The organism is Cellulophaga sp. 20_2_10, from assembly GCF_023476645.1.
GTDB lineage: Bacteria > Bacteroidota > Bacteroidia > Flavobacteriales > Flavobacteriaceae > Cellulophaga.
In genome coordinates this window covers 66,247-88,079 of the sequence record NZ_JAMCOJ010000011.1, presented here as the reverse complement: position 1 = coordinate 88,079, position 21,833 = coordinate 66,247, and the positions used below count along the sequence as shown (strand labels likewise).

At 30.6% G+C, this 21,833-nt stretch carries 19 protein-coding genes; 1 reads left to right on the top strand and 18 read right to left on the bottom strand.

Features of this window, described 5'->3' with window-relative positions; translation table 11 throughout:
- Window positions 1–30: 30 nt before the first annotated feature.
- Genes M4I21_RS16025 through M4I21_RS16015 form a run of 3 tightly spaced genes read right to left on the bottom strand, consistent with a single transcriptional unit; the run spans window position 31 to window position 3,093 of the window.
- On the bottom strand, window positions 31–1,293 hold the full coding sequence (locus M4I21_RS16025) for an O-antigen ligase family protein (RefSeq protein WP_249560239.1): 1,263 nt from the start codon (window positions 1,291–1,293) through the stop codon (window positions 31–33).
- Window positions 1,256–2,263 (bottom strand): hypothetical protein, encoded by a 1,008-nt coding sequence (locus M4I21_RS16020; protein WP_249560238.1) that lies wholly within the window; start codon window positions 2,261–2,263, stop codon window positions 1,256–1,258. The genes M4I21_RS16025 and M4I21_RS16020 overlap by 38 nt, the downstream gene beginning before the upstream one ends.
- Complete coding sequence (locus tag M4I21_RS16015) at window positions 2,263–3,093, bottom strand: hypothetical protein (protein ID WP_249560237.1); 831 nt, start codon at window positions 3,091–3,093, stop codon at window positions 2,263–2,265. Before M4I21_RS16015 ends, M4I21_RS16020 begins: the two co-directional genes overlap by 1 nt.
- Before the next feature lie 369 nt (window positions 3,094–3,462).
- Here M4I21_RS16015 and M4I21_RS16010 point away from each other — a divergent pair, with 369 nt between their 5' ends.
- Complete coding sequence (locus tag M4I21_RS16010) at window positions 3,463–5,265, top strand: heparinase II/III domain-containing protein (protein ID WP_249560236.1); 1,803 nt, start codon at window positions 3,463–3,465, stop codon at window positions 5,263–5,265.
- Window positions 5,266–5,471: 206 nt separating this feature from the next.
- On the opposite strand, the gene M4I21_RS16005 is transcribed toward M4I21_RS16010, so the two are convergent.
- From M4I21_RS16005 to M4I21_RS15935, 15 genes are all read right to left on the bottom strand, one after another.
- Window positions 5,472–6,911, bottom strand: a complete 1,440-nt coding sequence (locus M4I21_RS16005; protein ID WP_249560235.1) for an MOP flippase family protein — start codon at window positions 6,909–6,911, stop codon at window positions 5,472–5,474.
- Window positions 6,901–8,052, bottom strand: a complete 1,152-nt coding sequence (locus tag M4I21_RS16000) for a TDP-N-acetylfucosamine:lipid II N-acetylfucosaminyltransferase family protein (protein ID WP_249560234.1) — start codon at window positions 8,050–8,052, stop codon at window positions 6,901–6,903. The genes M4I21_RS16005 and M4I21_RS16000 overlap by 11 nt, the downstream gene beginning before the upstream one ends.
- Window positions 8,053–8,057: 5 nt before the next feature.
- Window positions 8,058–9,191 carry a dTDP-4-amino-4,6-dideoxygalactose transaminase gene (gene rffA / locus M4I21_RS15995; protein ID WP_249560233.1) on the bottom strand — a complete coding sequence of 378 codons (1,134 nt, stop codon included), beginning with the start codon at window positions 9,189–9,191 and terminating at the stop codon, window positions 8,058–8,060.
- A complete protein-coding gene (locus M4I21_RS15990) occupies window positions 9,188–9,880 on the bottom strand; it encodes a GNAT family N-acetyltransferase (protein WP_249560232.1) in 693 nt (230 codons plus the stop codon). Before M4I21_RS15990 ends, rffA begins: the two co-directional genes overlap by 4 nt.
- On the bottom strand, window positions 9,881–10,747 hold the full coding sequence (gene rfbA, locus M4I21_RS15985) for a glucose-1-phosphate thymidylyltransferase RfbA (RefSeq protein WP_249560231.1): 867 nt from the start codon (window positions 10,745–10,747) through the stop codon (window positions 9,881–9,883).
- A 19-nt stretch (window positions 10,748–10,766) separates the two neighbouring features.
- Entirely contained in the window at window positions 10,767–11,810 is a 1,044-nt protein-coding gene (gene rfbB, locus M4I21_RS15980; protein WP_249560230.1) for a dTDP-glucose 4,6-dehydratase, read from the bottom strand.
- Between the two features lie 13 nt (window positions 11,811–11,823).
- On the bottom strand, window positions 11,824–12,348 hold the full coding sequence (locus M4I21_RS15975; RefSeq protein WP_249560229.1) for a hypothetical protein: 525 nt from the start codon (window positions 12,346–12,348) through the stop codon (window positions 11,824–11,826).
- A gap of 2 nt (window positions 12,349–12,350) precedes the next feature.
- On the bottom strand, window positions 12,351–13,565 hold the full coding sequence (gene wecC, locus M4I21_RS15970) for a UDP-N-acetyl-D-mannosamine dehydrogenase (protein WP_249560228.1): 1,215 nt from the start codon (window positions 13,563–13,565) through the stop codon (window positions 12,351–12,353).
- 2 nt (window positions 13,566–13,567) lie between these two features.
- On the bottom strand, window positions 13,568–14,692 hold the full coding sequence (gene wecB, locus M4I21_RS15965; protein WP_249560227.1) for a non-hydrolyzing UDP-N-acetylglucosamine 2-epimerase: 1,125 nt from the start codon (window positions 14,690–14,692) through the stop codon (window positions 13,568–13,570).
- Window positions 14,693–14,734: 42 nt separating this feature from the next.
- Window positions 14,735–16,084, bottom strand: a complete 1,350-nt coding sequence (locus M4I21_RS15960) for a nucleotide sugar dehydrogenase (RefSeq protein ID WP_249560265.1) — start codon at window positions 16,082–16,084, stop codon at window positions 14,735–14,737.
- A gap of 76 nt (window positions 16,085–16,160) precedes the next feature.
- The gene (gene rfbD, locus M4I21_RS15955; protein WP_249560226.1) at window positions 16,161–16,940 is read right to left on the bottom strand and encodes a dTDP-4-dehydrorhamnose reductase; all 780 of its coding nucleotides are present in this window, start codon (window positions 16,938–16,940) and stop codon (window positions 16,161–16,163) included.
- The gene (gene rfbC / locus M4I21_RS15950; protein WP_249560225.1) at window positions 16,937–17,482 is read right to left on the bottom strand and encodes a dTDP-4-dehydrorhamnose 3,5-epimerase; all 546 of its coding nucleotides are present in this window, start codon (window positions 17,480–17,482) and stop codon (window positions 16,937–16,939) included. The genes rfbD and rfbC overlap by 4 nt, the downstream gene beginning before the upstream one ends.
- A 50-nt stretch (window positions 17,483–17,532) precedes the next feature.
- A complete protein-coding gene (locus M4I21_RS15945; protein WP_249560224.1) occupies window positions 17,533–18,585 on the bottom strand; it encodes a hypothetical protein in 1,053 nt (350 codons plus the stop codon).
- A gap of 2 nt (window positions 18,586–18,587) precedes the next feature.
- On the bottom strand, window positions 18,588–20,273 hold the full coding sequence (locus M4I21_RS15940; RefSeq protein WP_249560223.1) for a DUF6909 family protein: 1,686 nt from the start codon (window positions 20,271–20,273) through the stop codon (window positions 18,588–18,590).
- 57 nt (window positions 20,274–20,330) lie between these two features.
- Window positions 20,331–21,830, bottom strand: coding sequence for a GH3 family acyl-acid amido synthetase (locus M4I21_RS15935; protein ID WP_249560222.1), 1,500 nt, complete (start codon window positions 21,828–21,830; stop codon window positions 20,331–20,333).
- Window positions 21,831–21,833 lie beyond the last annotated feature (3 nt).

The window sequence follows — 21,833 nt, the reverse complement described above, 5'->3', positions numbered from 1 at the left end:
CTAAAACCTAAATTTAACATTAATAAAATTTTAAATTAAAAACCTCTTGACTATTTTTTCATGACGATTAATAGGCTTATAATTTAAAACTAGTATAGAATAAAAAAAAGAAAAAATCATTACTCCTTGACTTCTACCTAAAAAACTTTCTGTCATAGAAAACAAAATAAAAACAACAAAAAAATGCATAGAACTCCCTTTTATTTTTGTGCTTTTATAAAAAACAATTAACAGAAACAAATAAATAAACAATCCTAAAATCCCATTAGAAACAAAAAATTCTAGATATTGGTTATGTGCATTATAATTATTTCTAAGTGCTAGGTCAAATCCTCCATTATAATATGCCCTACGGTACACCAATCTTGCATCACCAGAACCTACCCCTAATATTAATTTATCTTTTTCATTAAATACATTAGCAATCTCTTTCCAACGCTGAAAGCGTTCAAACTTAACTTCTCCATTAAGACTAATAATTTTACTGAATTTAGAACCTAAATAATTGAATTTAAGTGATAATAGTCCAGTCAAAAAAATCAACAAAACTACCCCTAAAATTAGTTTGATTCTAAATGTTTTTAATGCATGAATAAGAAAAATAACTATTAATGATATTATACCTACACGACTATTTGTCTCTATTAAAAAAAGAAAGAACGGTGCAAGAATTAGAATTAATTTTAACTTATTTTTTTGCAGTTTCATAAAAATCTTATCAAAACATAAAACACTAATAAAGAGCACTAATAATACCGCAAAATAACTCGGGTGAACACCCAATGGCTTAACTAAATTTGCATCTGTATAGATCCACTCAAAAAAATATGATGCTTGTTTTAAATAATTTTCTCTTGAAAGTATAGATTTTATAATATTAAACCAACAAATCAGCATTCCAATAAATAACCCCCAACCTAATGATATGTATATACTTTTAAAATTGAAATCACTTTTTCTATGCAGTAAAACACTTATAGGGATTATAACTAAAGGCAAAGTTCTCCCTATATCTTTAAGTACTCTAGTGGTATCCTTAGAAAGGAAAAAACCAAAAACAAACGCAAGAAAAAGAAATAAAAAAGAAATAATCTCCAATTTATTTTCTTTTAAATTTATAAATCCTCGATGCCTTTTAAATGTGATAACACTACCAAAAACAAATAAACACAAAGCAATTGTATTCAAATTTAAAAACAAAGGAAAAGTAATAACATAAAAATATGTGCTCAATTTAAAAAAAATGTCCTGCCAACTATTGTTGACTAAGCAACTTTTTATATCTTTTATCATAACTATTTCTTGATGTAACCTCCTTAAAGTGCTCTACTACAGAAGTATAAGTTTCTTCATCCATATTTTGAATGAATAAATGAATTTTTTCTTGATTAGTTAAACCATAAAACAAAGGGTAGCTTTCTCCCAACAATTTTACAATTGGGACGTGTCTTTCTGAAAAAAAAGGAAGCTGCATAGCAACAAAATCCAACACTTTTATCGGAAAAGTTAAATCATCATATAAATTTCTTGGTCTTGTATGTATTGCAAAAGCAATATTATGATTTTTAATAAACGAAGGGATTTCGGAATGAACAACTTTATCAAAAGCTATTTCTTCTTCTTTAAATTTAGATGCCAAACCTTTATCTCCAGATAATACAAAAAAATTATAATATTTAGAATATGCTCTAGAAAAATCAATAAATTTATCAAACCCTGCATTTGCATATTTTGTACTACCTAAATATAATATTCCGACTTTTTTATTAAAACTAGGTATACTATAACTCTTATTTGTTTTCAAAGTACCAGGAGGTAAATCTGTATATTCACGACTGGGGTAAAAATTATTTTTTTCAAAAAAGACTTTCCCCATATCTTTAGTCGGAAACACCATATCTGTTGCGATTAGTGCCAAATAAAAATTACTTATTTTGTTTAATATAAGCGTTATTTTTTTCCTCGGTTTTTTATATTCTTCCGGGAACAACTCGATATATATATCCCTTATAAACACCGTTACTCTTTTTGAATACAACCTTAAAAAAAATAAAGAGACTACATCTAGCAAACCAACTCTATTTGTTGCAGATTCAACATATACTAGGTTTAACTTCCTTGGCTTTATACTTTTAAACAACTTATCTCCATTTTCTATAACTACACCACCGTTTTTTATAAAAACGTTTTTAAACATGGTTATTCTTGTTCTAGGCCCACCAGAAACTTTATTTAAATCAGGAACAACATATAGTATATTCATTACACAACTGTTTTAGTATTTACTCTTTTATCGTCAAGAATAAAAAAAGGAATCAACAAATAATAATAGTAATTAAAATAATGAATAGATAGAATACAGGTAAAAAAAACAAATACTACAAAACCTAACCTACCTTTAAGCAGCTTAATTTTAAAAAACAAATAGAGATGACTAAGTACAAATAAAACAAACAAAGTCCATCCACCTCTATGGTATATATAATAAAAGCCATTATCAATTTCTTGAAAACTAAAAGTTCTACTTAAAGATATGGATATAGGATTATAGCGATAAACCTGGGAACTAGTACCATAACCCTCACCAAAAAAAGATTTAAAAACTCCAAAATCTTCATTTTCAACAACCTGATTAAAATCTTTTACCCTAGTTTTAAGACTTCCATATTCCCAAGGTTTATAAATATATTTCATCTTAGCTGCCACTAATTTTGGAACATAGGGGGAATTTAAATAAGTCAAACCTCCAATAATAATAATAATAATAGAAACCAAATAAATAGGCTTCAATAGTTTTTTAAAATTCACCATTAACAAAAAGGCAAGAGCAACAAACACTGCTAAATTCATGAAATTTGTAGTTAGCGCAATATAAAGCAACCCCATCATTGCAGCTATTACAAGCTTTCTGTCAAACACTTTCCCTTTTTTTAAGTAATAAAAGAACAACAAATTAATAGAAATTATTGATGGGCCGTATACACGTCCTCCATGTCCTAAAGTATTTTCATTCCAAATATTAGGTATTAAATTAAATAATAGTAAAAAATATATGATAAATACAATACCATTTATTAAAAATAATAATTTCAAAATATTAATATTTTGATTTAACAATAAAAAGAAAAAAAGAAATGAAAAAAATTGAAATTTAATATCTATTAGAGGACTATCATGACCATTAATAAGACCTAAAAACAAATAAAAGGAATAGACTACTAATGCTAGAATATAATAACTAGGCATTTTAACCCGATTGTTATTAACAAAACATACACATCCTAATAGGATAATGTAAAGCATTAAAATTAAACTGTTAAAATCATTTGTGCCCTGAAGCATAAAAAGAATAACAAGCAACGATCGTATTAACTTATTCAAAACAAAATGTTAGATAGCAAAAATACATCTTCTGCTATAATAATTATTACTTTTGGAAATAAAATTAAATCATTCATAATTATGAAATTGAATAAATTCTTGTTTCTTGTTTCTTGTTTCTTGTTTCTTGTTTCTACTCAATCGGTAAGTGCCCAAAAGAAGGAAATTAATTTTAATTACAAAAAATCCAATTACCAATTCAGTATTTCTGATCTAAAAGAGAATATTCTCTTTAATGAAATACCTCGTACAGTTCCATATAAAGGTAATACCTTACTTAAAATAGCTAACAGTATAATTAATGATAGCATTATAGTTTTAAATTCTCTTAAATCGTTTAGTATTAATATTGATGCTATAGATTGGACAGAAAACCCACTCAAAAACGACACATGGCAATTATATTATCAAAATTTACTATTTGTATCATCACTTAATCACGCTTACAAAAACACAAATGAGATAAAATATCATAATAAAGCTAAAGCTTATATTAAAAGCTATATCAAACTACACCAAAACAAAAATTTTACTACATCAAAGTTTTCATGGTACGACCATTCGTGTGCTTTCAGAACAACTCATATTTTTCAAACAATAAGCAACGAATTAGGTTTAAATAAACCAGACATCTCTTTTATTCAAATTTGTTTTAACCATTTATCTGAAAATATTAAATTCATGGTTGATCCAACAAATTATTCTGTCCATAACCATTCCTTAATGATGGACCGCTCCTTACTATACTCTTCTAAAGCATTTATTAGCAACAGATTTATATCAGAAGATCTTAAAAATATTGCCTCAAAAAGGGCACTAAATAGTTTTGATAAGATTATAGATAAAAGTGGACTTGCTAAAGAGCATTCTATGACATATCATATTTTTAACCACAATCTTTACAAAAACATTTTTAAACTTATTGGACAAGGTACTACACCTCCAGACAAGCTTTTAAAATATTTAAAAATGAACGACATCTTAGTCCAATTAATCAAACCAGATTTAACATTTCCACTGTGGGGAGATAGTCAAATTGAAAAATTATCTCCGAAACTAGTTTCTGATTTTGAAAACGATAGCAGATTACATGCTCTATTAAGCAATTATAATCTAAATTCTATGGTTAGTTTTGAAAACAACATTGCAACATTGAGATCCAAAACAACCGATAAAAGCTATTTAGCACTATTTGCCAATTATAAATCCAAAGTACATAAACATCACGACGATCTTTCGTTTGTTTATCACACCTTAGGGACAGATGTTTTCACAGATCAAGGATATTATGGCTACGATAAAATAAATCGTCCTTTACTGATGTCTGTATTTGCTCACAATACAATAGTTGTTAATAATAAAGATTATACTCTTGGGAGAAAAGGCCAATACTCAAAATTAAATAGCTATACAACAAGAGACACTTATGAAATGATTGAAGCGTCTCACAACATGTATGACTCGCTAACTGTTAACAGACAGTTATTCTTTATTAAACCAAACTTAATAGTGGTAAAAGATGATGTTAATGGACTTAAAAAAGCAGAAACATTACAGCAAATTTTTAATATAGGCAAAGGAGTTTCCAAAATAAAAAACACAAACAATAAAGTTGTATTTTCTATGCCAAATAACATTACAGTTTCAATGTTTACGACAGGTGTAAAAAACACCTTTCTAGAAAAAGACTTTTTTAGATCAGTCAGTCCTTTTAAAATCGTGGACTCTAAACAAATAATTTTAAATTCTGACGACCCATTTATGGAAACAATAATATTGATAGAATCAAAACAATATAATTTACCTGTTACAAATCCTTATATAAAAAATAACATTCTTTTTTATACTAAAGATGACATAGAACATAAAATAAACTTAAACTAAACCGATTAATTGAAAAATAACTTAAGCGCACTTAGCAAAGATATTACCTGCATTTTCTCGATACCATTTCCGGTATTATAATTTGTAATACAGTCTTGTTTTAATTGAGAGTTTTGGACAAGATTTATATGCGATGAAAAATAATTATCTAGAAACAGTTTTAATTCCTTGTTAGTATGCATCCAATATTCTAACGGATTCATTTTTCATTTAATGTAGTTCTTAACATATTTGTTTGATTTTATATAGCTTAAGACCTCTTTATCCGTTTTAATTAAATATATCATTAAAACCATAAAAAGCACGCCACTAACAAACACTTGAAATATAATAGAATCAATAGCGGTAATACTATATAATACATAAATAATACTTGTAATAAAAAATGGTACAAAGATGTTCCGAACTAGTTCTAATAAGGGCATTTTAATCTGTTTAAAATAAAACATATACCACATAGGTAAAACAAGGAACATTTGAGCTATGGCCATTAATAATACAATAATTTCTGTTCCTTCACTTATACCTATAAAAATAACCAAAGGCATAACAACTGCAGTAATTATGTTCCAATAAAATTCTAAATCGGTTCTTCCTTTAGTTATAGATAATATGCCTACCAAACTTGAAACAGACCTAAAATATACCATTATAGTAAATAACCTAACCAAAGGTATTATATCTTCGTAACCATTTCCATATAAAAAACTTACAACTAAAGGTGCTAAAACAGCAACAGCTCCATATACGAAAGCATTAATAATACTTAAACTTTTAATTAGTTTATTAAAATATTCTAAAAGTAATGAATTATTGGTTTGATATCTTGGTAAAATCGATGTTGCCAATCTATTGACAATAGGGTTAATAACGCTTAAAGGCCTCTTAACTAATTGTTTAGCCAAACTATAACCACCTAGAATATCTGCTCCAAAAAATTTACCAATAATTAAAACATCTAAATCACGATTGATAAAATTAATAACTTGCCCTCCCACTTGATAAACACCTATCTTCAAAAAAGGTTTTGTTTCAGAATAATTATAATGAAACAATACAGGATTTTTTCTAATTCCTAAAATAAAATAAGCACTATTATTTAAACCATATTGTATTAGTGCGGCATATACTAAAGCATAGACACCAAAACCATAAAAGGCAAAACTAATCGCAGAGATTAGTGAAACAATTACAGAGGCTATATCAACTATAGCCATTGTTTTAAACAGTAGCTCTTTTTGAAAAATGGTTTTATACTGTCTTCCTATAGCAGAAAACAGAATAATTACACCTGATAAAGGAATAAGTCTAACAAGCTCTAATTCGTTATAAAAAGAGGCTACTAATGGACTTAGTACTATTATTAAAACAAACAATACCAAACTAAACCCAATATTAAGCCAATATAAGCTAGCATATTCTTTTTTTGTAATATTTTGTTTATGCAATATGGCCGACGTAATACCCATATCCATAAACAAATCCATAAACCCTAGTACAAAAGTTACTAATGCCATTAAGCCAAAATCTGAGGCGTCTAGAAATCGTGCTAAAATAGATATTTTAAGTAATGCACTTAATGCCAAAGTAATGGTTGATACCGTAGTCCATTTTACGCCAGAAATAGCTTGTTTTTTAATAGTCATTAAGAATAGATTTAAGCCCTTCAAACATATTGCTCTTAACCGCCTCAAAACCCATTTCGCTTATCAAAATTTTTCTATTATTATTGATTTGAGCATCATTTAAGCCTACAAACGCTTCAGGGTTTTTCTTTAACTCTTCATTTATAGAGAAAACTGCAATACCAATACGTTTTAGATAATGATAAAGTGTATTACTTTCATTTAAATAAACTTTGGATCCCATCCACAAAACAGCAATAACATTCCCAACAGCTTGTTGCCTGTAATGATTCATTATTACCACATTACAGCTACTTAAAAGTGTATTAAATTCATTTAAAGTAATAAACTCAGAAAGTGGCATCATATTTTGCCCAAAAAGAGTTTTTCCAATATGACTTATAGATTTTCCGTAATTCTTATCTCCATAGCTTAAAGGCACGATTATTTTTCTGTTTTCAAGCTTAATGTCCTTGAGTAAATCAAATGCTTCTATATGGTTATTTGTTAAAGAAGCCGAATTACCAATTAAAATATTAGTTCCGCTCACTTTAATGTTTTCTATACCTTTAAAGATAAAATCTAACGGATAATAGGTCATTTTAAAAAAAGAAACATCGTCAGACAAACACCCTAAAGATTTAAAGTAATCCATTTCTTCTTTGTAAAGAATTCCAAAATGATGTATTTTTTTAGCAGCATCCAAAACTGTCCGTTCTGGCGTTTTTGTATGATTCTTTAAAAAATAAAATAATGGTCGTATTATTCTTTTTAGCTTATTCTTTATAGTAGTATTAACAAAAAGCTCCTTTGTTTTATCCCCAATAGAATTTAATTTCAGCAATTTAGGGTTGTCATAAAACTCGCCTCCCCAAAAGAACCAAACTAATTTGGACACATTATTAGTCTTTAGAACAATTTGACTTTGAAAATAATTAAGGCCATGAAAAATAACTATATCATGTTTTTCTATTTCCTTAATACAGAAATCAAGTCCATTTTTATTCTTTACAACAATTTTAAATTTTTCATCGAGCGTAACATATTTAATATTAGAATCAATGGAATCTAATAAGATTACATAATAATTCTCAGTATTAGTTATATTTCCAAACTGCCAACTTATACTATTTATAAATTTTTCGTCTGTTGCTATATGCAATATTCTCATTTAAAAAAGTCGATTATCACTTTTGAAATCATATTTACTTCACTTACTTTTAAATTATAAAAGAGCGGTAAGCGTATTAGGCAATCCGTATATCTATCTGATTGAAGTAATTCTTGACCACTCTCTAGTGTATTGTTTTTTGTATAATAGGGACTCTTATGCAACGACAAGTAATGAAATACGGCATGTATCTCATTACCTTTTAAATGCGCTATTAACGCATCACGTTCTTTTATGTTTTTTGTAATCACATAAAACATATGGGCGTTATTTGTCGCAAAATTAGGCAAGCTAGCTAATTTTAAAATATTTTGATTATCTAATTCTTTTAATGCGCTATAATAAACGTTCCATAACGATTCTCTCTTCTGTTGTATCTCCTTTAAGTGTTCTAACTGCGCATATAAGAAAGCAGCTACCAGCTCTGATGGAAGAAAAGACGATCCCGTATCTACCCAACCATATTTATCAACCTCTCCCTTAAAAAAAGAAGAACGATTAGTTCCTTTTTCCCAAATAACCTCAGCCCGATCAACAAACCGACCATCATTAATGGCTAACAAACCCCCTTCTCCAGAAATTATATTTTTAGTTTCATGGAACGAGAATGTTCCAAAATGTCCAATACTTCCTAAGGGTTTTCCTTTGTAATAAGAATCAATTGCTTGAGCAGCATCTTCGACAACAAATAAATTATATTTATTTGCAATACCCATTACTACATCCATATCACAAGCAACACCAGCATAATGTACTACTACAATAGCTTTAGTCTTTGAAGTAATCAAAGCTTCTATTCCATTTTCATTTATACCAGGATGATCATCGCGACTATCAGCAAACACAATATTAGCTCCTTGACGAACAAATGCTAATGCAGAGGACACAAAAGTATAGGATGGCACAATTACTTCGTCTCCGGGCTTAATATTCATTAACATTGCCGTCATTTCCAATGCATCTGTGCAAGATGTGGTCAATAAGGCTTTCTTGAACCCAAAATTGTCTTCAAAATATTTTTGACATTTATTTGTAAAATATCCATTGCCTGAAATCTTTCCGGATTTTACAGACTCTTCAATATATCGAATTTCCTTTCCTACTAAAAATGGTTTATTGAATGGTATCATAAATTCCAATAATGGTATATATATTCTGTTTTACAAATTTTAAACCCACACTTTTCATATAGATTTTTAGCTGGTAGATTTTCTAGTTGCGTAACAACTTGAATATCTTTAAACCCTTTTTTAACTCCTTGAGATATTGCAAAATTAATTAATTTAGTACCTATTTTCTTCCCTCTGGCGTTTTGGTCAACTGCAACCAAACTAATATCACATAAAGAATCACTTTTCTTTTCTAAGGTGAAAAAGCCTAAAATTTCTTGGCTATCTTTAAAAATAGCAACCTCTATTGCTTTTTCTTCATAAATAGAATTTCTTATCCATTTCTTATATAAAAGCTCATATTCATTCTTTTTAAAATTTAAATCAATTTTAAACCTTGAATATTTTCCACTTTGCAAAGCAAGTTTCTCTATTTTTTTAAAATCATCTTTACCTTTTAAGAATATACTCACCTTACTATTTTCATCAAGGTTGGCGTGCTCTAACTGTTTACTAAAGGTAAGCTTTGTGTCAACTAATTGTACCTTACTAGACTCTATTTTTTGATCTGAAAATAAATAAACTAACCTGTATAAAGCTGCATTTTTTTTAAATTTTGGAAAATCAAAAGCCCCAGGGCTTTTTACATCAACTCTTCCAATAGTATATCCAAAAAAATCACTGTCCCAATCTAGCTTAATAATATTCATTTATATCCTTTTAAGATAATTGCCGTATCCGCTTTTTTTATAATTTTCAGCAAGTTTTGCTAGCTCCTTTCTCGATATATAGCCCATTCGATATGCAATCTCTTCTAGGCAAGCTATTTTTAGACTAGTTCGTTTCTCTACAGCTTTTACAAATTCTGTAGCTTCTGTTAAGGCTTCATGCGTCCCTGTATCCAACCAAGCAAATCCCCTACTTAATACTTGCATTTTTAATTGCTTTCGTTCTAAATAGTCTTTGTTTACTGAAGTTATTTCCAACTCTCCACGATGAGATGGCTTAACTTGTTTTGATATTTTCACAACAGAGTTTGGATAAAAATACAAACCTACAACTGCAAAATTAGATTTAGGTTTAACTGGCTTTTCTTCAATACTCAAGACATTACCTTCTGTATCAAAATCTGCAACCCCGTAACGCTCTGGGTCTTCAACATAATAACCAAAAACAACAGCACTTTTTTCTTCCTTAACTATATTAACAGAATTTGAAAGTAACTTTTGAAGTCCAGCTCCATAAAAAATATTATCTCCTAATACTAAACAAACATCATCATCTCCAATAAATTCTTCTCCAATAATAAATGCCTGTGCTAACCCATCTGGTGATGGCTGCTCTGCATAACTAATTTTCAAACCTATTTGAGAACCATCTCCGAATAAACGTTTAAAGTTAGGTAAATCCATCGGCGTAGAAATTATTAAAATCTCGCGAATCCCAGATAACATCAATACAGAAAGTGGGTAATATATCATTGGCTTGTCATACACCGGCAATAACTGCTTAGAAACAACCTTAGTAAGAGGATGAAGTCTAGTACCTGAACCACCGGCTAATATTATACCTTTCATTTTTTATACTTTTAAAACTTTAATTATATTGATTATTGTAATATTCTTGATAATCACCAGAGGTTATATTATTTAACCATTCTTTATTTTCTAAATACCAATCAATCGTTTTTTTTAGTCCTTCCTCAAAAGTAACCGATGGTCTCCAACCTAGCTTTTTATTTATTTTTGAAGCATCTATCGCATATCGCAAATCGTGTCCTGGACGATCTTTAACATAGGTTATTAACTTCAGTGAAGTTCCTTCTTTTCTCCCTAGTTTATCATCCATTAATGTACATAAAATCTTAACTAGATCAATATTCGTCCATTCGTTAAAGCCTCCTATATTATAAGTTTCTCCATTTTCACCTTTATGAAAAGCTAAATCAATAGCAACAGCATGATCTTTAACATATAGCCAATCTCTTGTAAATAAGCCATCACCATAAACAGGAAGGGCTTTATTATTTATAATATTATTTATAAATAAAGGAATCAATTTTTCTGGAAAATGGTTTGGCCCATAGTTATTAGAACAATTACTAATAACATAAGGCATACCATAAGTTTCACCGTAAGCACGTACAAAATGATCTGAACTAGCCTTTGATGCCGAATAAGGTGAATTTGGATCGTAGGATGTTGTTTCTGTAAACAAACCTGTTTTTCCTAAACTACCGTAAACCTCATCTGTACTTACGTGATAAAATCGTTTACCTTCCCAATTATTTTGCCAAAGACTTTTAAACGCATTTAACAACACAATAGTTCCTAAAATGTTTGTTTTAGCAAAGGCTAAAGGTTCTTTTATGGAACGATCGACATGACTTTCTGCAGCTAAATGGATTACTCCTGTAAATTTATGTTTTATAAACAGTCTATTTATTGATTGTTCGTCTGTGATATCTACCTTTAAAAAAGTATAGTTATCGGCCGATTGAATATCTTTTAAGTTTTCTAAATTGCCTGCATAAGTTAAAACATCCAGATTAAAAATATTATAATTAGGATACTTAGTAACCAAATGCCTAACCACGTGCGAACCAATAAAACCTGCTCCTCCTGTAATTAATATATTCATTTAAATTTTTCGCTTAATATATATTATAATTATAAAATAAAACTCGTTTACCAATATCTCCTTTGTAACCAGCTTGGTCATATAAGTAAAACTTAATAAGGTTAAATTTTTTAATTTTTGTTTTTATGCCTATAACAAGATAACAATAATTATTAGTTTTCCTTAATTTATAAGTTCCAATCCAAATTTCATACTTTCTATTTCTAGACGTAGCATAGTCTGAAAGGTTCTCTAAATAGTCTTCACTAACAAAACCTTCAACAGCAAAAGTGTATTTTGATACTATTTCACTGGTAATATCATCCTGGAACTCTAATATCAAATCATAGCTATCTTTTCCTTTCTCATAAAAAGCAAATCCTCTTAAATAAACATCATCCGTTAATTTTTCTTCAATTCCAACACTATTATCTAACTCTTTTAAGTTTGTACTCAAGTGATAATTTAAATCTTTTTTAAAAAAAACTTCTTCTTTTGGTTTATTTTCGCATGAAAAAATTATTAAAAGTATCAGACAAAAATAAAAATTGTTATTCATAATTATTTTTTTACCCCACAAAAGTCTAATACAACTTTATCTGTAGCGATATTTAACGATTTAAACTCATCATGAGAAACTAAAAACACAATAATATCTGCTTTGCTTGCAGCTTCTTTATAATCTGTTAGCTTAAATACCTTGTGCTCTGTAATATTAGGCTCTACAATATAATATTCCTCATCATTAGCACCCTGTAATACCTTTTGTGCAATGTATTTAGCTGGTGACTCTCTTAAATCATCAATATTAGGCTTAAATGCTAATCCCATTAGAGCAATACTTGGCTTGCGGCCGTGTTTTATCTGAAATTCTAATTTGGCTGTTTGTACTTTTTCTGCACACCAAAACGATTTATAGTTATTTATTTCTCTAGCCGTGCCTATTATTTTAGATTCCAATGGATAATCTGAAACTATAAAATAAGGGTCTACAGCTATACAATGACCTCCAACTCCGCAACCAGGTTGTAATATATTAACTCTGGGGTGTTTATTAGCTAATTCTATAAGTTCCCACACATTAATATCTGCCTTATCGCATATAAGTGATAATTCATTAGCAAATGCTATTTGTACGTCCCTAGAAGAGTTTTCTACTAGTTTACACATTTCAGCTGTACGTGCATTCGTTTTATGCAAGTCACCTTTTATAAATTGCTTGTAAAACGCAATAGCTTTTTCAGTTGATTTTTCATCAACACCCCCAATAACACGATCATTATGTACCAGTTCGTACATTACGTTTCCTGGTAGTACACGCTCTGGACAATAAGCTATATTCAACTTTCCTTTTAATTCTGGTCTTTCAGTATAAATGATTTTCATCATCTTCTCTGTAGTACCAATAGGCGAAGTGGACTCTATTATATATAAATCGTCTTCTTTTAACAATGGTAGTATAGCTCGTGTTGCAGACTCTACGAAAGAAATGTCTGGTTCATTTTTAGCTTTAAATGGGGTAGGAACAACTATTAAATAGGTATTAGCCTCTACGGGCGTTGTAGCAGCTTTTAAATAGCCTTCTTTTACTGCATTAGCAACCGCAATATCTAATTCTGGTTCTACAATATGTATTTTCCCTTGATTGATAGTTTCTACTACATCTGGATTAATATCTACTCCGTGAACGTAAGTTTTATTTTGCGCTATTAAAGCTGCTGTTGGCAAGCCTATATAACCTAAACCAATCATTACAACACTTGGACTTTTACTCATAATTATAATTTTGAAATAAATTCGACTATTTTTTGACAAGAAGTCCCGTCACCATAGGGGTTGTGTAATTTACTCATAACAGAATATGCTTCTTTGTCATGAAGCAATTTATTCGCTTCTAAAACTATTTTACCTTTATCTGTTCCTACTAAAAACACAGTGCCTGCTTCTACAGCTTCTGGTCTTTCTGTAGTATCCCTCATAACGAGAACTGGCTTACCTAAACTTGGAGCCTCTTCTTGTACCCCTCCACTATCAGTAATAATTAAATAAGATTGACTCATTAACCATACGAAAGCAGGGTACGATAAAGGTGCAATTAATTTTATATTACTCACATTATCTAAAAGCTCATAAACAGGCTTTTGTACATTAGGGTTTAAATGCACTGGATAAATAATTTGTACATCCTCATTACCTAAGGATAACTCTTTTAATGCACTACAAATATTAATAAAACCTTGTCCGTGATTTTCTCTTCTATGCCCAGTAACCAATATTAATTTCTTAGATGTATCCACAATTGTTTTCAGCCTCTCAACTTCATCATCTGAATACATATCTGATGTCACTTTATTAGAGCTAAACTGAAGCGCATCTATAACAGTATTACCTGTTACTATAATATTCTCTTGCCTCACATTTTCATTTAATAAATTTTGCTGTGACGTTGTAGTTGGAGAAAAATGATAATCAGCAACTGAGCCAGCAATACTTCTATTTACTTCCTCCGGAAATGGAGATCTTTTATTAAATGTTCTTAAACCTGCTTCTACGTGGCAAACTTTTGCTCCAGAATAAAAAGCAGCTATGCTTGATGCCATTGTTGTAGTAGTATCTCCATGAACATAAACAAAATCTGGCTTAAAATCCTCTAAGATTGGCTTTAAACCAGTAATAATATCTGCTGTTAAAGAATATAAATTCTGATTAGGTTTCATTAAATCTAAATCGTAATCTGGAGTAATCTCAAAAAAGGATAACACCTGATCTAACATCTCCCTATGTTGTGCCGTGATACAAACTTTGGTTTCAAAGGTATCAGAATGCTTTAAAAATTCTTTTACCAATGGAGCCATTTTTATAGCTTCTGGTCTAGTACCAAATATGATTAGGTTCTTTTTCATTAATTGTAATTTATATCTTTAAATTTTCTAGAAAGGATTTAATTAAACGCCTCCCTCACCAATTCTGTAATACACAAAACCTATTTCTTGAAGTTTATTTTTATTTAACACGCCTCTACCGTCAAAAACAAAGGCTGGCTTGTGCATATTATCATAAATACGCTGCCAATCATAGGCATTAAATTCCTCCCACTCTGTTAAAATAGCTATAGCATGCGATTCTTTGCAAGCTTCATAAGGATCTTTAGCAACAGCTAATCTATTCTCTATGTCATTAGACTCTATTGAACCTATTGCATTAATATCTGTAAAAATTTGCACGTCTTTAACCTTGGGATCCCAAACCGATATTTTAGCCTGTTCTAACAACAACTCTTCTGCTACATATATTGCAGGAGATTCTCTAGTATCGTTGGTGTCTTTTTTAAATGCCCAGCCTAAAAATGCTATTTTCTTATCAGATACGGTATTGTATAATGTTTTAACAATATTATGCGCAAATCTTCTCTTTTGGTGATCGTTCATTAAAATTACTTGCTCCCAATAATCCGCGACTTGGGCTAGACCATACGATTTAGCAATATATACCAAGTTTAGAATATCTTTTTGAAAACAAGAACCTCCAAAACCAACGGATGATTTTAAAAACTTTGGACCAATACGACTATCCATTCCTATCGCCTTTGCGACCTCATCTACATTGGCACCCGTAATTTCACACAACTCACTCATCGCATTAATAGATGACACTCGTTGTGCCAAAAAAGCATTTGCAGTTAGTTTAGATAATTCTGATGACCATAAATTCGTGGTTAAAATTTTATCTTTAGGAACCCAGTTAGCATAAATATCTACCAAAGCCTGAACTGCTTGTTTCCCTTTTTCTGTTTCTTGCTGACCCCCTATTAGAACTCTATCTGGATTAGTTAAATCTGATACAGCAGTGCCTTCTGCTAAAAATTCTGGGTTAGATAATATCTCAAAATTAACATCGTTTCCTGTATGATCTAATATATTTTTAAGAGCTTGAGCTGTTCTAACAGGCAAGGTAGATTTTTCCACTACAATTTTATCAGACGTTGCAACTCGTGCTATTTGCCTTGCGCACAACTCAATATATTTTAAATCTGCCGCCATACCTTTACCTTTACCGTAGGTTTTGGTTGGCGTATTTACAGAGATGAAAATCATATCTGCCTCATCTATAGCTTTATCTATATTAGTATCAAAAAACAAGTTTCTTCCTCTTGCCTCTGCAACCACATCAGATAAACCGGGCTCATATATCGGAATATTAGATACATCAGGATCATTCCATTGATCTATTCGTTTCTGATTTAAGTCAACAACTGTAATTTCAATCTCTGGACACTTTTGGGCAATAATAGCCATTGTTGGCCCCCCAACATATCCTGCTCCAATACAACAAATCTTCTTTATCACTTGACACTTTTTATTTCAACCTAAACTAATCACACAAAAGTGTACTATTCTTAGGTCTTTTAGCAAAACTACGATAATTATTAGCCCTTACAAGCTTTGTAGTCCTATCTAACTGATTATTTTTTAAAATTTCCTCGGCAAAACTATGCCATGTCATTGGCTTATTATCCGTAAAATGCTTCACCCCAAAACCTTTATTATTAGAACTAACTAATTCTAAAATATATTTTGCTAGATTATTTGCATTTGTAGGGCAACCTGTTTCCGTATCTATAACAGTTAAATCTTCTCCCTTTTTAGCTTTATTAAGAATGGTCTTATAAAAATTATGTCCAAATTCTGAATACAACCAAGATGTTCTTACTATAAAATATTTTTCTAGTATTTCAACAATATAGTTTTCTCCCATTAACTTGGACTTTCCATACTCATTAATAGGGTTCGTTATATCTGATATTAAATAAGGAGAACCTTTTTCTCCATCAAAAACATAATCTGTTGATATATGAAACAGTATAACGTTATGCTTTTTACACTCTTTTGCAATATTTTTAACTCCCTCGCCATTAATAAAGTAGGCCCTTTCAGGAGTTTTCTCTGCTTGCTCTACATTGGTATATGCAGCACAGTTTATACAGTAGTCGAATTCATTCTTTTCGAAAAAAAGTTGTACTCTTTCTTTATCGGTTATGTCCAAATCCTTAGAGTCACAAAATATAAACTCTATATCACTAATAGTATCTTTTACTTTTTGAAAGCACCGTCCTAATTGTCCGTTTGCACCAGTGACTACTATTTTTATCATAGTAAGGCCGATTTAAAAGTTGGTAAAACTAGATCTTTTTGTGAAACTTTGATTTCTTCTGATTTAAGCTTCCAATCAATATTTAAAGTTGAATCGTTATAAATTATTCCTCCTTCAGATTCTTTGTTGTAATAGTTATCACACTTATATAAAACCTCAGCAGTATCACTTAAAACAGAAAATCCGTGCGCAAACCCTCTTGGCACAAATAATTGTTTTTTATTTTCTGATGACAACTCAATTGAGAAATATTCTCCGTAAGTTTTGGAGTTAGGTCTTAAATCTACTGCCACATCCAAAATAACACCGTTTAATACATGAATTAACTTTGCCTGTGCACTACCCCCTTTTTGATAATGTAATGCCCTTACAACCCCTCTCGTAGAAAATGATTGGTTATCCTGAACAAAACTAACATTTTGACCTAAAGCTTTATTAAAATGATCAGTATTGTGGCTCTCAAAAAAGTATCCTCTACTATCTTTAAACACTGTTGGTTCTATAATCAAGCAACCCTCTAACTCCGTTTTTATAATCTTCATTATTACTTATTCAGTATTCCTTTTAAGAAGAATAATTTTAAAATAGCACCCTATCGTTTACCAGTATAATTCTTTAACGCCTTATTTAACTCTAACAACAATAATAATATTAAAACTAAAGACACTAATAATATAGGCAATAAGAATTTGTACTGATTGGTAATCCCTCCAAATTTAACTCCCCTTGAAGGAAAATCAGAAATTACATTAAGAATAGTTGCCTTATTCGCCTTTTCTAAATTTAACGCTACAAATTTCTCTTTTAAATCGTCCCTTTCTTTTAAAAGTTCAATTTCTTTGTTTTTTCCACCATCGTTATCTGCTAAGCTAATGTTAGTGCCTCCAATTTCTTTTGAAGCCTCTTTAATCATTACATCTTTATACAATTCTTGAAGCGACACAATTTCATTTAACTGCTGATTGTAAATTTCTTCCTGAAAGACAATATTCTTATCATTAGTTGCCTTTTGTTCTTTAAAATAAGTATTACTAGCTATTGATTGTACTATTGCAGGTTGAGCTTTTTTCGCAACTTCACTATTTGTACTTACAAGATTTATTTTATGAAAGCGCGCATCAAACGTATTAAAGTTTTTTAAATAAGCCTCAAAATCTAAGTTCTTTACCGTGGTCGAATCTAACTCTCTAACGAACTTATCAAACAATAGTACCTTCTGGTTTTCATCTGAATACGATTCTATTTCAAACTTCTTAATACTAGCCGCTTCTATAGCTGTTATCTTTAAAGCACTTGCCAAACTTATTGAATCCTGAGCTTTTGCGAGTTCATTGTAAAAACTAATATTATTATATAGCTGTTGTACACTATTAAAGTTCGGCTCTACCACCATACTAGAAACAAAAACATCTTTTTTCCCTAAATCTAAATAGACACCTAAACCAACACCTACCACTCCTGCTATAACAAACTTTATAAAATGCTTTTGAATAAAGATTAAAAACAACATTATAAAATGAAAAATACCGCTAAAAATACCCCCTATAAAAGCAAATAGTTTTTTAAAAGCACTCCCTATTAACTGAAATAGCTGTCCTAAATCTATTTCTTCTGAAGCTGGTTGTGGCTGCTGATTGTTACTCATTATTATGAATTAAATAATTGTTTTAATATTTTGTCTGTAATTAAATATGTTGGTTTTACCCCTGTTGTTCCTAAACCTCCAGATGCTAATGTACCTCCTGTTTCTAATGGATTATCTGATGCGTAATATGCATACCTAACCTTTACATCTTCCTTAATACTTTTTCTTATTCTAGAGGCTGCTTGTATTGCTTTTTGGTAATGTACACCTTCCATCTCTAGACCAATAACACCCCAAGTAGAGTCTTTAAAAAATTGCAGGATATTTTTATTCTGCAAAGAAGTTCCCAATACAGTTACCATCGTACCTTCTAAAACCTTAAGACCGTGACCTTCAAAATCAGATGCCGATAATTCGTTTTTAAATGGATAGTTATCTGCTGTACCTTCAAAAATATGAGCAGTAGCAATCATAATGTCACCTTTACCTCCTTCTAATATTCCTGCTTTCCCCATAATAGAGACCGACTCAATATTTAGAAATTCTTTTTCGTCTGCTTTTTCATATGGTTTTAGTAGTTCATCAATAGTCTCGTAAGCCTGTTCGCCAAAAGCATAATCCATTACAAAAATAACTGGTTTATCATCTTCCGATGTCCCTTTTGGAAGGTCAAAACAGCAAGCGCTATCTCCAAACTTAGCTGTATCAAAAATTTGAACATCTATGTTTGTTCCTGAAGTATCCTTTAAAGAGATCATACCATTTTTCTTGGCATAAGCAGTTACCTTAGCTCTTAACTTATTATTCTTCTCTTTACTTAAATCCTCGTAAATCTCTAAGCTATCTTTAGAATTTGGATATTCTTTAGCCAATGCTTTTTTAGCAAATAATGAATTCATTACACTATGCATATTTGCACTAATGATATGAATTGGCCTGTGTAATATTCCGTTTTCTTCTAGTGTCTCTTTTATAGTTAACGCCCAACGGTCTCCATGTATATGGTGCCCTAAACGTTCCCGTAAAACTGGACTAAACGTAATTATTCTTTTGTCTCCAAGAGTTTCTTCTTCAATTGCTAATTTACCCATCCAATAAATGGTACGTAAAAACTTTTCTGGATTCTCTTTAGTTGCAAAAACCTGATGCATTGCTTTTACCTCAACAAAAGATCTACCTAAGATATTTGCAGTGTAACTTAATGCTACTTCTAGTTCAGCCTGAGTTAATTCTTCTGTTTCTAAAGCAGCTTCTAATTTACTCCAGTCTCTAATTGTTTTTTTAGTATCCTCTATTAAAACACGCTTACATATTTTCTCAGATTCAATAAACAGAAATGTAAGGTGTGTTAGAATATCATAAATATCAGATCTACCTCTGGTAATTACAATATTCATTTGATCCTCGTCTATGCGGTAACAATCTCTTCTTCTTTTTGCTGGAATTATAGCTTTAAAATGAGAATCACCATAACCTTCATCCGATGTTAAGTTTATATACCTACACTGTTCTATACCTTCTGGAAGACGTTCTAAAACATAGGTTAAACCACTTAATTCTGATTTTTCTTCTCCTATAGATCCGTAAATCTCTGGTCTTAATTGCAATAATGCATTTCGTAGTGTTTCTCCTGAAACACCCATAGGCTTATAAAAACCTCTATTAAACAAGTGTCTCATTGTAATATACAAACGCTCAATGGCATTTGTAGACTCTTGTGCTCTGGTTGTATTTATTATCTTATTCATATATAGTATTCATTGCAAATCTACATAAATTAACACTAATTTGTTAAGGTAGACTTTTTAGTTTAACGTAAATTCTTTCAACCCGTCTGCCAGTTTTCTGTCATCAGACAAACGTTGTACTTTATTTTGGCCTCCAAATTTGCCAATACCTATCATATAATTTTTAAAACCGTCTTTATCCACTTTCGTGATTTTTAAGGTTTGTAACACCTTTCCATCAATTAAGTCAAAATAATAACTATTCTGTTCTTGTAACTTTTCATCTAAAATAGAAATAAACTGCGCCATACTAGTTGGTTCCTTCTCAAACTCTATAAACCACTCGTGATACGGTAGCTCTTTCTCCTTTGGTGTTGTTTGCGGAGCAACTGTAAATTCGTTTATTCTAGCACCCGTTTTTTCTATTGCAGTTTGCATTGCTTCCTCTACTTCCTTTGCAATTACGTGTTCTCCAAAAGCAGATATAAAGTGCTTAATTCTCCCTGAAACAATTACTTTATAAGGATCTCTAGAAATAAACTGAATGGTATCTCCTAAATTATAACCCCATAAACCAGCGTTAGTAGAAATTATCATTACATAATTTACACCTAATTCTACGTCTTTTAGCGTGATGCGTTCTGCATTATCTTCATAAAACTCACCTGCTTTTATAAACTCATAAAAAATTCCAGAATTCAAGAGCAATAACATTCCCTTTTCTTGTTGAGAATTCTGATACGCAAAGAAACCTTCACTAGCCGGAAAAAGCTCTATACTATCTACTTTACGACCTATTAGATTCTCAAATTTTGCACGGTAAGGTTCATAATTAACTCCTCCGTAAATAAACAACTGAAAATTCTGAAATAGATCCCCGACTTTTTTCCCGGTGGTAGATTCTAGTTTTTCAAAATACATTTGTACCCAAGATGGTATACCAGCAATAACGCTCATATCCTCTGCCTTTGTCTCTTCTACTATTTTATTTACTTTGGTTTCCCAATCTTCAATACAGTTGGTTTCCCAACTTGGTAATCTATTTCTCTGCAAATATTTTGGAACATAATGTGCAGATATTCCTGAAAGGCGACCTAATTTTATTCCGTTTTTCTCTTGTAGAACAGGACTTCCTTGCAAAAATATCATTCTAGCATCTACAAAATCTGCCTGTCCTGTTTCGTGAATGTAATTTAAAATTGCATCTCTAGATGCTTCAATCTGGTATTTAATAGATTCTTTAGTGATAGGAATATATTTAGCTCCAGATGTAGTGCCAGAAGTTTTAGCAAAATAAGCAGGCTTTCCTGGCCAAAGCACATCCACTTTACCTTCTACAACCTCGTCCACATAATTTTTTAATGCCTCATAATCTCTTACGGGTACATGAGCTACAAAATCTTTATGAGTCTTAATTGAATCAAAATTATGGTCTTTACCAAATTTTGTGTTTGCTGCCTTTTCTATTAATTCCTTAAATACTCTTTCTTGGGTTTCAATTGGGTTAGAAATCCACTTGGCATTTTTAGTCACTATTTTTTTAGCAAAGATTTTTGCTGCAAAAGATTTTAAAGACATAAT